This is a genomic window from Brevibacillus nigriterrae (genome assembly GCF_049846925.1).
In the GTDB taxonomy this organism is placed as follows: domain Bacteria; phylum Bacillota; class Bacilli; order Brevibacillales; family Brevibacillaceae; genus Brevibacillus_H.
Window position 1 is genome coordinate 130,373 of sequence record NZ_JBNCMT010000012.1, and the last position, 13,654, is coordinate 144,026.

General features: G+C 40.4%; 9 protein-coding genes. 3 read left to right on the forward strand and 6 right to left on the reverse strand.

The genetic code is table 11. The features are described 5' to 3' along the window. Positions 1–9 precede the first annotated feature (9 nt). A complete protein-coding gene (locus ACPW7N_RS11340; protein ID WP_425651191.1) occupies positions 10–4,533 on the reverse strand; it encodes a cation-translocating P-type ATPase in 4,524 nt (1,507 codons plus the stop codon). Between the two features lie 135 nt (positions 4,534–4,668). Here ACPW7N_RS11340 and ACPW7N_RS11345 point away from each other — a divergent pair, with 135 nt between their 5' ends. Then, on the forward strand, positions 4,669–4,992 hold the full coding sequence (locus ACPW7N_RS11345) for a hypothetical protein (RefSeq protein WP_425651192.1): 324 nt from the start codon (positions 4,669–4,671) through the stop codon (positions 4,990–4,992). A 61-nt stretch (positions 4,993–5,053) separates the two neighbouring features. Here ACPW7N_RS11345 and ACPW7N_RS11350 read toward each other — a convergent pair whose 3' ends face one another. Then, entirely contained in the window at positions 5,054–5,404 is a 351-nt protein-coding gene (locus ACPW7N_RS11350) for a hypothetical protein (protein ID WP_425651193.1), read from the reverse strand. Positions 5,405–5,874: 470 nt separating this feature from the next. On the opposite strand from ACPW7N_RS11350, the gene ACPW7N_RS11355 reads away from it, so the two are divergent. Then, the gene (locus tag ACPW7N_RS11355; RefSeq protein ID WP_425651204.1) at positions 5,875–6,435 is read left to right on the forward strand and encodes a TetR/AcrR family transcriptional regulator; all 561 of its coding nucleotides are present in this window, start codon (positions 5,875–5,877) and stop codon (positions 6,433–6,435) included. Between the two features lie 110 nt (positions 6,436–6,545). On the opposite strand, the gene ACPW7N_RS11360 is transcribed toward ACPW7N_RS11355, so the two are convergent. The 4 genes from ACPW7N_RS11360 to fdrA all read right to left on the reverse strand — a co-directional run bounded on the left by ACPW7N_RS11360 (position 6,546) and on the right by fdrA (position 12,292). Further along, positions 6,546–7,790, reverse strand: a complete 1,245-nt coding sequence (locus tag ACPW7N_RS11360) for a dicarboxylate/amino acid:cation symporter (RefSeq protein ID WP_425651194.1) — start codon at positions 7,788–7,790, stop codon at positions 6,546–6,548. Positions 7,791–7,927: 137 nt separating this feature from the next. Continuing rightward, the gene (locus ACPW7N_RS11365; protein WP_425651195.1) at positions 7,928–9,193 is read right to left on the reverse strand and encodes a dicarboxylate/amino acid:cation symporter; all 1,266 of its coding nucleotides are present in this window, start codon (positions 9,191–9,193) and stop codon (positions 7,928–7,930) included. Positions 9,194–9,299: 106 nt separating this feature from the next. Continuing rightward, positions 9,300–10,721 carry a YlbE family protein gene (locus ACPW7N_RS11370; RefSeq protein ID WP_425651196.1) on the reverse strand — a complete coding sequence of 474 codons (1,422 nt, stop codon included), beginning with the start codon at positions 10,719–10,721 and terminating at the stop codon, positions 9,300–9,302. Then, positions 10,718–12,292: an acyl-CoA synthetase FdrA gene (fdrA, locus tag ACPW7N_RS11375; RefSeq protein ID WP_425651197.1), complete on the reverse strand. Its 1,575-nt coding sequence runs from the start codon at positions 12,290–12,292 to the stop codon at positions 10,718–10,720. Before fdrA ends, ACPW7N_RS11370 begins: the two co-directional genes overlap by 4 nt. Positions 12,293–12,684: 392 nt before the next feature. On the opposite strand from fdrA, the gene ACPW7N_RS11380 reads away from it, so the two are divergent. Further along, the gene (locus ACPW7N_RS11380; protein WP_425651198.1) at positions 12,685–13,281 is read left to right on the forward strand and encodes a TetR/AcrR family transcriptional regulator; all 597 of its coding nucleotides are present in this window, start codon (positions 12,685–12,687) and stop codon (positions 13,279–13,281) included. The last annotated feature ends 373 nt before the right edge of the window (positions 13,282–13,654 follow it).

Sequence of the window (13,654 nt, forward strand, 5' to 3'; positions counted from 1 at the left end):
CCTCATCCTTTACGCAGCAAGATTTGGTTGAAGTTTTGGTACTGCAGAGCGTTGCTTAGATAATAAACGTATCATTGGTTGAGCCAGCATACTTACCGAACCTCCTACAGTCATGACAAGCGCTAATTGATGAATCTGTAGAGGGGCTGTATGGAAGAAGGCTGCAATGGCGGGCACGTACATGACAGCTAATAAAGCACCCCATGAGATTCCGAGTGCGCCCAGGAAGAACTTGTCCTTGATCCAGTTTTTGAAATGCTGACCGTTTTCTTGGCGCCATGAGAAGGTTTGCATGAGCTGTCCTGCCACTAACGTACCGAAGGCCATTGTCCTTGCCACTGGAAGAGGTGCACCCATCGCTAAGCTTCCAGCAAAGAGAGCTAAAGACCCGAGACCCAGAACAAGTCCTCGAATAGCCACTTTTTGATACAGCGGCTTATCCACAATTTCCTGGCGTTCGGTAATCAGTTCTTTGTTGCCCGGATTGACGGCAAGTACAGTTGCTGGGAGTGCGTCTGTCAACAAGTTCATGAGCAGAATTTGGACAGGCACCAATGGGATTGGAAGACCTGCAATGACCGCCAGTCCACTCACGATGATTTCAGCCAGATTGCCAGTTAACAAACATCCGATGGCTTTACGAATGTTACTGGTAATCGTACGGCTCTCTTTCACTCCATCTACAATTGCTCCAAAATGATCTTCTTTTAAGACCATGTCTGCGGTTTGCTTGGTCACTTCTGTTCCCGTCTGTCCCATGGCAATTCCTACATCCGCCTTCTTGATGGCAGGCGCATCATTCACACCATCACCTGTCATGGCTACTATATGACCAGCCGCTTGATAGGCTTGGACAATTCGCAGCTTGTGTTCAGGTGAGACACGAGCAAATATCGATACATTACCGACTAATTGGGTTAATTGATGATTCGTTAATTGTTCCAGATCTGTTCCAGTGATGACCCGATCCCCTTCCGTGTACATGCCCAGTTGTCTTCCAATAGCAATGGCTGTAATCGGATGATCACCGGTAATCATGACTGGTTTCACACCAAGAGCAAATGCGTCACTGATTGCCTGCTTCACTTCTTTTTTGGCAGGGTCAATCATTCCTACCATGCCCACATAAATAAGCGAAGGGGTAACTTCTCTCACGTCAACACCTGGTTGCAAAGGTGCATATGCAAAGCCGAGTACACGCAGGGCACGTTCTGCAAATTGTTCATTCTGTCTGAGAATCATCTGCCTTACATCTTCTGTAAGCGGGATAACTTCTCCATTTTGTTGATAGAATTCACATTTTTTCAGTACGGCTTCAATCGAGCCTTTAGACATCAGGTAGCATTGATCTTGCTTCCCTTCATCGTGACACACTACACTCATCGTCCCATGGAACGAATCAAACGGAATCTCGTGCACCCGATTCCATGTGTTGACTTGAAAGGAGTCTAATTCTGCTTTGGCTCCAAGGGAAAGCAAAGCCCCTTCTGTCGGATCTCCTTTAATCGTCCAAACATCATTCTCTTGGACGAGCTGACTGTTGTTGCACAAGAGACCAATTTGGATGATTTTCTTAAGTTCTTTACTCTCCAAATCTTGACCATCTTTGAGCGTAATAGAACCGGTTGGCCCGTATCCTTCTCCTGTCACATTCCATTGATGCTCTACGCTTGCAATATCAGTGACGGTCATTTCATTTTTCGTTAACGTTCCTGTTTTATCGGAACAGATGACGGTCACGCGTCCGAGTGTTTCAAGAGCAGAAAGCTTGCGAATTACAGCCTTTCTCTTGGCCATACGATAAATTCCTGCGCTTAATGCAATGGTAATCGTAACTGGCAGTCCCTCTGGAATCGCTGATGCTATCAATGCAACAGAGGTAGAAACCATTTGCGGAATGGTATTGCCCCGTAATAAACCAATCAAAAAGACAATAGAGCCTGCAAGAACAGCCCCTTTTACAAACTTTTTGCTGATAGATGTTACCTTCTGCTGCAATGGAGTTAGCTGCTGCTCTTCATCTTTTAGCAAAGAAGTCAGATACCCAAGCTCTGTATTCATTCCCGTTTGAACGACGATTCCGATCCCTTTTCCCCTTGTGACATTCGTCCCCATGTACAGCATGTTGCTTCTCTCTGCCAAGGAAGTTTCAATAGGGTTGATGCACGTTCTCTTCTGAATCGCCAGAGATTCACCCGTTAAGGCTGCTTCATTCACTTCCAGGCTGTAATCCGTAATTAAACGAATATCGGCAGGGATGCGATCCCCTGCTTCCAAGACAACAATATCCCCCGGTACCAGCTCTGTTGCCGAAAGTTCTTTCTCCTGCCCATCCCGAATTACCTTGGTCATTGGTGGCTGAAATTGATTCAACGCTTCTACTACCCGGCCTGCTTTTCTTTCTTGCACGACACTGATCGCTGCATTCGCCAGGAGGACGGTCGTCATGGCAATTCCATCAAACCAATCTCCTGATAGTATAGAAATCGTAGCTGTTCCCAGCAAAATCAAGGTTGTAAACTCTTTAAACTGCCGCAAAAACGAGGTAATCCAGTGGGTCTTTGTCGGTGGATGAATGAGATTCTGCCCGACTCTATATCTGATTTCTTGAACTTGCTCTTCTTGAAGGCCTCGCTGGCGATCAGAGATCAGTTTGTTTACAATCTCCTCTTCCGTCAAAGAATGCCAATCGGTTGTCATGCTTTTACCTGCTTCTTTTTGTAGAGCAGGTTTCTGTTCGAATTGCGACAATTTGTTTGCCGAGGACAACATGAACAGCTTCAATGCATCTGAGAGTAAATTGGCGAACGGAGCGGTTAAACGCCCAGCCATGACCATGCCTGTACCAAGAAGGTTCCACCCTTGATTGATTCTTCTGTGTTTGGTATTCAGAGCTTCAATCCGTTGGGCTAAGCGAATGCTGCTTTCCAAGTGCTGGAGGTCCTTCACATGGAGGGTCGGAACAGTAGATGACAAATGAGTCTGTTTTGTAATGAAGAGGGCATTCTGCAATCCGTGATCCTCATTGTATCCTCCTGTGAACATTGTCCACTGATATCTTTTTAGCCCTTGCTCCTGAATGTGAAGTGAATCAGACAGAAATACAACATTGATTTGTGGCAAGTCTCTTTGCAGCTTTACCAATTGACTACCAACGGAATTCAGATGAGATGGGCATTGATTGAAAATAAGCCCCAAGCATTTGCCTGATTTGGCAAGAAAATAGACCTCACAGCCAGCTCTTTGGTGACGTTTGGCAATGAGCTCGAATTCATGACAATCTATTCTATGTAGTTGCATGAATGCTTTGGTACCGAAACATATCTCCGAGCCACCAATTTCCCCAACGATCCCCTCATTGGATTCCGTTACCTTGAATGGAGTTCGTTTGGTTCTACCTGTTTCTTTTGCTTTGGTCATTATTTGTAAACGGAGTGGATGATTGCTCTTACTTAAGAGATTTCCGGCATAACACCAGATTTTCTCTTCTTCCTCCTGATGGGTGACACAGGATATTCCGTTCTCCTTTTTGGAAAAAACCAGAGAGGTATCTTCAATCACAAAAGTGTCAAGATCACGTAACTGATTGATCCTGCAATTCGCGGGTACGACCATGCCCCTATCCTGCATCATAGACTCCGCTTGCTTCCAATTGTATTCCTCAGCCGCCAAGCAAGGTCGTGGATTCGAGGCAAGCAACACACCCATAGACATCATAGGGTTACGTGTTACGGCATAAGTGAGACCAGTTAAACCGAATGCCCACTTGCTTGTACGATCTGCATAGGCCTTCGTCTGTTCAGACAAGTAAAGGGATGGATCTTCGTTCTTTATTTGCTGTTTGGATCGCTGCCAGTAAAGGAACTGAATCAAACTGACACCCGCTAATGCGAGCAGATTCTCACGAACGAGTGCCAAGGCCAAAGCCGCTGTACCCAAAACCAAATCAGCTGAAAGAGCTCCTTCCTTGGACAATCGTTCAAACCCTCTCTTTAAAAAAGGGAATCCACTGACGATAGAAAGCGCTCCCGCCACATGAAAAAGAGCGGGACTTCGTGCAAGCGCCGTTTTTCCCATAAATATTTGCTTGGCCCCCAATACTCCCAATCCAACGATGGACGCTGTAACCAGTACTGGTGGAGCAGTTGTCTTTGACTCTGTTAGTTTAGGGATGACGGATAAAGGCTCAGGTATAGGTAACGTTGCACTTTCCGCTGAAGCCGCTGCGATTTCCTGTATGTATGCTTCCTCTTTTTCATACCTGGTATCTGGGTGGAGTTGCATGTACAACTCTTGTTCTACCAGTTGAATTTGCTGATAGACTTGTTCAATCAACGCTTGTTTCTCATTGTAGATAATCAACATCCTGCCGGTGTCTTCACATGCTCTCACTTGATGAATCCCAGTCAGATGAGAGAAGCGTGCCTCAATTTTTTTAGAGATAAGAGGGTTTCCTTTCAGACCGTAGACCTCAATTCTCAGCCTTCCAGGTAAGGACCTCACCCATCTTTCCTTTAACTCGAACGGTTCCATTACGTCACCTCCCATCAACTTTGTAGTGAGTCTATTTTGTTCAAAGGGAGCAAAAATTATGTGATTACGCTGTGTATATTTGTTAATCTGCTGGGGATGTTAAACATTACTAATTCGCTCTTAGGAGGATCCGTCATGCTCAATAGATTAATACCCAAAAGCCCTTTAGGCATTGCGCTTACCGCTGCCTCCGTTCTATTTGCAGTCTCTCCGGAAGCAAGAAAATTGACCAGAAGAGCTGCTGTAAAAGGAATCGCAGGAGTGCTGTCTCTTGTCGATCAATTAAAAGAAATGACCTCCTCCACGACTGAACAAATAAACGGATTAATTGTAGAAGCTAAAGGAATGGATCAACTTGAGCCACCGAAGACCATATCTTTTTCTTATGACACGGGAATGAAGCCCGTGGAGTTCAGAGGAGATAATCAAACCCAAGATCACCTTCAAGATTTGCATTAATATTAAGCTGCAGACAAAAACCAACCTTGATCTGGTGTGATCAAGGTTGGTTTGGTTATTCCTATTCCATTATTGTGTCTTGTATGGTTTCTTGAGTTGCCTTGGCCATTCGATTCATGCTGTTTACTACGAGGCTGCCCGCTTGAGCTCCTACTCTACGCCCCAGTTGATGCCCTAATAATCCACCAGCAACAGTACCAATTACAGTTCCGACTCCTGGGAAAACCATGGAACCCAGCATTGCACCGTATTCGATCCCAGCCATGACACCCGCTGCTCCTGTCACGTTTTCGGTGGTTTGAATCGTGTAATCCTTCCCGTCCATCTCACCCTTCAGATAGGCACCTGTATCCTTTAGCTGAGTTAAGCCCCCTGTGATGACACCAGCAATCACTGTACTATTCTGAAGCATTTTGCACCCATCTCCTTTCTATGATTTACAAGCTTTATTCGACATGCTATAAAAATTAGTTTCTTCATGACAGTGATAATCATACTTGTAGCAAATTGGTAGTTAGTCCCTTTTATAACTAGCTCTTTTATAGTGTCTAAAAATCCTTATTTTTTACCTCAGACTTTAATTTCCTAAGAGTTAGTAACGGTTTAACCCCTCAATTTTCTCATAATATTGCAACTAATGTTGAAAATATAATGATAACCGATTATGGTGTACATGTTCATGTGGAACCCAATTAATAAAGAAATAAAGGGATTAACTGATTCTGAAGCCCAAAATATCACAGCAAATGCAGTAGATATTTGATAAAATTATGATTAGTATAATTTAATCTTTAATGTAAGCATAGAATTACACTCATTTGATATAAGGAGGCGGTAATCATCGCTACTACAAGAGATAGAGTAGAAGAACAAGCCCTACTCCTGTTTTCTAGACAAGGATTTCATGAAACAAGTATTTCTGAAATAGCAAGAATGGCAAAAGTTAATGAAAGCACGATTTTTCGCCTTTACAAGAATAAAAATGACTTATTTCTTGGGGTCGTGAAGAAATTTGCATCTACAGATGATATTGATTTGATGAATTTACAGGCATCCTTGAGCATGGAAAATTTTCAAAAAGATATCAATCTGATTGTTCATGAGTATTTCAAAATCTATTTCAGCAAGGTTCATGTTTTAAGAATTTTTATTACTAACTTGGTTGTTTTTAAGGAGTTAAGGGGATTCGGCTATCTAATCATTCCTAAACTTGAAGAGCATCTTAAAGGGTATTTAGCAGAAATGGAAGCTCGAAAGATAATTAAAGTTAAGGACCTAGATGTTGTCTCCAACTTTTTCATGTCTACCATTCTGCGAGATGTAAGCTATCTGACTACTTTTAAAAAAATTGAGCAGTATGATCAAAACATTGCTAAACAAATCAATACCAAATGGAAAAGTAGAATTGACTTTTTCTGTGAGGAATTAGTAAAAACAGCGTAACAAGACTACCATCTTTACTTTGTTAAACAACAAAAAAACCATCGTTTTACTGAACGATGGTTTTTTTGTGTTCTATGTAAACGTAATATATGGAGGAAGAGAAGATTTTATTAGACATTTTTGGGTGCAGCAATCGCTACATCATCAGCATCAAATATTGATCTATCAAACTCTTTTTCATTCACAGCTATAAAGAATGTTACCAGAACATCACCAACTACATTTAAGAGTGTTCTTGCTAATCCTGCAAACCAGTCAACTCCGGCAAGAATAGCCACTCCCTCCAGTGGAAGACCTGTCATTTGAAGTGCGATTGCAATCGCTACAAGAGCACCACCAGGGACAAGTAGATTACCTAACGTGGATAAAGTGGATACTACTACAACAACGATCTGTTCTTGTAAGGTTAGTTCGATACCAAAAAATTGTGCTATTGTAACACATGCAATTGATATACTTAGTGCTAGCCCATTACTGTTTAAGGACATGGCTAATGGATTAACCAAACGAGATACTCTCTTACTAATCCCAATTCGATTTTCACAATCTTCCATTTGAACAGGAAGTGCAATGGCGGAAGAATTGGTTGTTACCGATACGATAATCGTTCGATTTAATTTTTTTATGAAGCGGATTGGATTAATTTTTCCATAGATTGAGACGATTGTTATCAGAATGACTAAGACAACCACCGTTGCTATGAACATTGTTATCAAGAATTTAATAAGAGGGATAATAACTTGTAAACCAATTGTTCCTGTAATTCCTGCCAATAAAGCAAAGACCCCTATAGGTGCAAACTTCATGACGATTTTTATTAACTCAATAATGACTACATTTAATTGGTGAAACATCCCATATATCTTACTTCCACTCTCGTTTTTCCCTAAGAATGAAATGGCCAGTCCCAAAAAAGCAGAAAATATAATTACTTGAATCATGTCTCCACGAGCCATTGACTCAAATATGTTTTTCGGAAAAAAATTAACGATTAGTTCATTTATTCCACCTTGAAACAAGACGCCTTTATATTCACTGACAGCTACACCTTCTACCCCTATCCCTGGCTGAATTATATTTACCGCAATAAGCCCCACAATTGCACCAAGTGTAGACGTAAATGTAAATAGAGCTATGGCTTTCCCACCAATTTTACCGAGATCTCTAGGTTCAAGTGCTCCAACAGCCTCGATTATTGCACCCATCACTAAAAAGACCACGGACATTTGCATTAGCCTAAGGAAGATTTCCCCTAAAAATTTTATATTTTCCATAAAAGGTCCAAATACGGAACCTGCAAGTAGACCTAGGGCGGAAGCTACTATCATCTGTGTTGTAAGACTCAGTTTCCTCATCTTAAAACCTCCCCATCTCCAATCGTAAAAAGTGTAGCACATACTGTGCTACACTGAAATATTACTTGGTGAAAAAGAGCAAAATAGCATGCTAAAGTGTCCATCCTTAACATGCTATTTTTAATCAAACTAACGGATTACATTGATTCAGAAACTGACATATTTCCAGTTGTTTCATCAGCGTCAAAGATCTTTCTATCAAATTCTTTTTCACTAATAGCAACGATTAATGCAACAAGTACATCATCAACTACATTCAGGAATGTACGTACGATACCCGCAAACCAGTCTACTCCGGCTAGGATAGCAATACCTTCTAGTGGTAGACCAGCCATAGAGAAGGCAATAGCCATCGTAACAAGTGCCCCACCAGGAACTGCCAGGTTAGCAAACGTTGCCAAAGTTGCATAGATAGCAATCATAATAAGTTGTCCCATGCTCAACTCTGTCCCAAAAAACTGTGCTACCGTTACAGAAGCAATGGCAACTGTAATTGCAAGTCCATGACTGTTTAGATTCATCCCAAGAGGATTAACAAGTCGCGATACTCTTTTGCTAATACCAATTCTCTCCTCGGAATCTTCCATCTGTACAGGAAGAGAAACAGCTGAAGAAGTGGTTGTGATCGATACGATGATCGTTCTTTTTAGCTTTTTTATCAGTCTCAACGGATTAATTTTGCCATATGTAGAGACGATGGCAATTAATAGTGCGAAGAGTGCCAAACAACCTAATGTTAGTGTTATTAAAAACTTACCGAGTGCAACAATTACTGAAACACCTGCGGTTCCTGTAATTGAGGCAATTAGGGCAAAGATACCAATTGGAGCCACTTTCATAACTGTTGAAATGATTTGCATGATTACTACGTTTAAGTTTTTAACGAGGTTAAAAATTGCTAAACCACTTTCATTTTTCTTCAGTAGAGAAAGCGATAGTCCGAAGAAACCTGAAAAGATAATTACTTGTAACATATCGCCTCTTGCCATGGAATCAAAAACGTTTTTGGTAAAGAAGTTTACTATAAGATCAAGCGGTTTTCCTTCAGGTAATTTCCCTGTAAATTCTGCTGCAGATACACCTACAACTCCAACTCCAGGTTGGATGATTACTGCTAGAATAAGACCAACAAATGAAGCAAATAGGGTAAAAATTACAAATAGCGATAATGTTTTACCACCTAATTTACCAAGATCTTTAGGATCTAATCCACCAACAGCCTCAATGATGGCTCCCATTACTAGAAATACAACTGACATTTGCATTAATCGCAAGAAAATATCCCCAAGAAACTTAATGTTTCCCATTGTCTCACCAAAGATTAGCCCTGCCGCAATACCTGCGACAGAAGCTATAATCATTTGGTTAGAGAGACTGATTTTCATGGATTTTGAATTACCCATAATAACACCCCTCATTGCTATTTTTTATACTCAAGTACTCAACTTGTTTATAAATATTAAGGTGCTTCATGAAATCAATGAATACTGCCCGTTTTCACTGATTAGCCTATATTTCATATTTTTCACTGAAAGCAAGTAAAGCTTTTTCGAAGCACTCCATAGGAGGCGTCGTGATACCTGCACCAATTTGTCCACGACCACGTTCTTTATGTGCAATACCCGTGGTAATCATCGGCAAGATTCCTGTTTCAATTACTTTTCTTATATCTACTCCAGCTGGAGTACCTCGGAAGTTCAAGAAAGGAATCGTGTAGTTTTTATTTTCTGTCCAGGTGATTTCATACATTTTCTTCACATAAGAGAGAGCATCCTCAACTGTTCCACCGACAAACTGAACAATAGCAGGAGCATTTCCTAATGAAAAACCACCTAGTCCCGCGGTTTCGGAGATTGCGCTGTCACCCATATCCGGGTTTGCATCGGCTTCTGAGAATCCTGGGAAGAATAAACCTTCAATCATTTGTGCCGGACCTGTAAACCACGTATTTCCTGGGAATCCACTTACTCGGATACCAAAGTCGGCTCCATTACGGCTTAAAGCTGTAACGATCGTACAGTTTTCAATTCCGTGTGCTGCATCCAAAGATGCTTTACTAGCAGCCATCGTTAAGCTTAGATGGTAGTGCTCATTACTATTAATAAATTCGCTCACTCGTAAGATAACGTCCTTATCCAAATCTGTTTGTAGAAGATAAGGAACAATCATTTTATAAAAGAGCGCTGTACTTGCTTTATTGCGATTATGACATTCATCTGACATATGAAGTGCTTGGGCAATAGACGAGCGAATATCGATTCCACCTGACAACTTTAATGCAGCTTGCATCGCAGGACGATATTCCTCATCTAGCCATTTCAAACGTTTCAATACGCCTTCATCATATGAGCCATATCTTTGTACAGTGTATCCAGATCCCTCATGTATTGGGCAATATGACATGTTTCCATGCGTTGCATTTTTAATCACATGCACAGTCATATTCGCTGAAAAAACGCCCGTCATTGCACCAACAGCACTGTAATTATGGCAAGGTGCAAAATTGATTTTCCCAGATGTCGCGACTTCTACCGCCTTTTCAGGAGTACTTGCCATTCCCTCATACATAAGAGCACCGATTACTGCTCCTTTCATCGGTCCAGGCATCCGATCAAAGCCAATAGGTGGTCCCGCATGTAAAATTGTGGTAGGAGTCATGCCAGGAATGACATCTATCGCTCTATCAACACTTACTAGCATTGGTTGTGCACTCATAATAATTTCTAGAGCTTTATTATTTGCTTCTTCAATTTTTTCTGAATCAATAACCTTATCCAGTGCTGCTGCAAGAGCGACATTTCCACCTGCTGGGGGTTTCCAGGCAACATGAACCACTTCAACATCTTGCATTTTCAAATCTTCCTTAAAAGTTTCGGCACCAATATTAACTGCTGCTATATTTTGTTTAAACAGTTGATTGATTCGGCTCATAACTTTTCTCCCCCTACGATAAGTGCTGCAAGACGGGCTGCTTTTGCATTGCTCTTGGTTAAGATGACACCTTCTGCTGCCAATTTTGCTTCCTGTAATGTGAAATTTTGCACATCCTTTTCGGTCCCACATACATATGCGATGAAACATATACTGCGATTTTCTTTTTCAGCGATAGCCTTTGCCTCTTTAATAGCTGTTACTGTTACCCCAGCAGGATCGGTATGAGAACCATATCCTAATACAACATCTACTAAAATCACGGCCACAGTTGGATCCATTGCTTCTTGTAAAATTCGTGAATTTCTCAAGCCTGGATCAATCATCGGATGTGGTTTACCCACAGTAAAATTATCATCACCTAAGTCAACAAATGAGTGTTCAACACTTTGATATGGGTCTACCAGCTTTTCTTCTGCTTTTTTGGCTACATTGCAATATACATTGGCATTACTGTCTTGAATTGAATCCTTAAAAATGTACATCGCTTCATCACAGAGAGTACCACCGCAGAAAAGTCCTCGAACATATTGCTGTTCGAATGTTCTACTTTCTTGGAACTCATTAATCATGTCTGAATATGTATGATAATCAGCTTCTTGCTCTTCCACTTTGTTAGGTACGTCCCCTGAAAGATTAACTGCTTTTCGAGCTGCCCCTTCAAGTGTTCCTTCAAAGTAAATTTCCGTTCCTTCAGCAGTCTGTGCATCACTGTTAATGAAACAAATGACCACAGGCTTAGTGCATTTTCCAGCTTCGGCAATCACTTTATCAGCTACTGATTTTACTGGTGGTTTTGAAATAAGTACAATAACGCTGGTTTCTTCATCGGCATTTAATGCTGCTAAGGCATCACACATCATGATACCTCCAACCTCTTCGGTTAAATCACGTCCTCCAGTACCAATTACTTGAGATACCCCTCCACCAAAACGGTCGATCAGTACAGTAATTTCTTGCGTACCCGTTCCAGATGCACCTACAACGCCAATGCTTCCAGCTCGAACTTCATTTGCAAAACACAGTCCTACATTATTTAAAATTGCTGTTCCACAATCAGGTCCCATTAACAATAAACCTTGTTCGTGAGCATATTTTTTCAGTTCAACTTCCTCTTCAATGCTAACATTGTCACTAAATAACATGACATGCAGTCCATTTTTTAAAGCTCTCATCGCTTCCTTGGCAGCGTATTGACCTGGTAAAGAAACAACAGCGATATTTACCTCAGGAAGAATCTTAATAGCAGAGTTAATACTTGCAGGAGCAACTTCGCTTTCACCTTTGCTAGAGCTTGATTTTTTCTTTAATGTTTCTTCGATGTCATCTAGCACTTTTTCGCTGATGGATTCATCGACAACTTGAAACGCAATAATGAGGTCGCTAGGTTTTGCTTTCTCGACTACTTCAGTCATCAATCCTGCATTTTGAAGTAGCTCTTTGTTCATGTCTGTTCCCATGCTAACCATTGCATTTACGACCCCGTCAATACCTTCAATCTTTTTCGAGATCGCCATTAGTGTAACTGAATCAAAGTAAGCATTTTTTCTAATCACTGCTTGAGTTTTCAAAAATAACCCTCCTCATTTTTATGGTTGAACGAAGGTGCCTAATGAATGCAAGCATATACATTACATTTCGCAAGTTCATAATTGCATAAATGCAAGTGCTCGCTCTCATAATAGCACATGCAATGTTCTAGTCAATATACTTTTTTAGAAATCCTAAATACCAATGGATAATAATGAATTTTTTCGAAATTTTTCCCCATGATAGCAAGTAAACTCCATTACTAGACAATGTACGAAACCATTCTTGAAACCTGAGAAATCATTGAGAAAAGTTTGAAGTTGTCAATTTTCTTTGATAGAATACATCCTGAATATCAAACCCTTCTTTTCTGCTCTAGTGTTAAAAAGATAAGTAACTGGTTCTAAACATACTAAGATAAGGAGGTGTAACTATGCGGAAAGACACACGTATGAAAATTATCGAACTTTCCTATCAACTCTTTCTTGCCAACGGATATAAGCAAACGACAACAAAAAATATAGCTGAACTTTCAGGAGTCAACGAAAGCACCATCTTTCGTATTTTTAAGAATAAAGAAGTTCTATTTCACGAATCAATTGCTCACTATACTGCTGATATTATGCGGATTGATAACCTAGGTTTTACGTATAGTGAAGATATTGAACAGGATATTTATCGAGCGTTGCGAATAAATATGGAATTAATTAAAGAGATAACCCCTTCATTCAGATTACTGGTAAAAAAGTCAATAATTGATGACCAATTTCTTAATGATATTGACCTTAAAACTGAAAATTTAAAGAATTATTTCAAGCAATACCTTATCGGAATGCAGAGGAGAGGCTTGATAAGAGATTTAGACTTTGATGCTTTGGTTGAATTTATTTTTGGTATTATCTTCAACGAGGCCCTTTTATTAAATATTGAGGAAGCAGATAATCAGGATTATAGTATTGCCTTGGATAAGTCTTGTAAAAAATATGCAAAATACTGCTACGAGCTCTTACAAATCCCTCAACCCGAGTGATCGTGACTACTTTCAATGAACGATTACCTTCTGTCACTTTTTTCAAAAATAGTTATTTCTGATATCAAAAAATAGATTGTAATGCAAAAAAGGATCAATTTTGTTTTGGCGTGATCCTTTTTTGTGTAACAATCTATTTTCATTTTTTAATCCAAAAAATTCTAATAAAGAGTTGACTAGAACATTGCATGTGCTATTATGAGAGCAAGTACTTGCTTTTATGCAATGGTTAACTTGCTTCTCGATTGTTATTATCGTTTCCTTGGAGTTCTATTGTACTTAGACACACAGAATGAGATATGATGAAAACCGAAAAAAAGTGATGAAAAGTGAGTTATACCAAGGATTCTACGATAAAACCAGCAAGAAAAGC

Excerpts from the sequence above, each read along its gene's own strand:
- ACPW7N_RS11350 (WP_425651193.1), bottom strand. The coding sequence starts at position 5,404 with ATGCTTCAGAATAGTACAGTGATTGCTGGTGTCATCACAGGGGGCTTA.
- ACPW7N_RS11365 (WP_425651195.1), bottom strand. The coding sequence starts at position 9,193 with ATGGGTAATTCAAAATCCATGAAAATCAGTCTCTCTAACCAAATGATT.
- ACPW7N_RS11360 (WP_425651194.1), bottom strand. The coding sequence starts at position 7,790 with ATGAGGAAACTGAGTCTTACAACACAGATGATAGTAGCTTCCGCCCTA.
- ACPW7N_RS11370 (WP_425651196.1), bottom strand. The coding sequence starts at position 10,721 with ATGAGCCGAATCAATCAACTGTTTAAACAAAATATAGCAGCAGTTAAT.
- ACPW7N_RS11380 (WP_425651198.1), top strand. The coding sequence starts at position 12,685 with ATGCGGAAAGACACACGTATGAAAATTATCGAACTTTCCTATCAACTC.
- ACPW7N_RS11340 (WP_425651191.1), bottom strand. The coding sequence starts at position 4,533 with ATGGAACCGTTCGAGTTAAAGGAAAGATGGGTGAGGTCCTTACCTGGA.
- ACPW7N_RS11345 (WP_425651192.1), top strand. The coding sequence starts at position 4,669 with ATGCTCAATAGATTAATACCCAAAAGCCCTTTAGGCATTGCGCTTACC.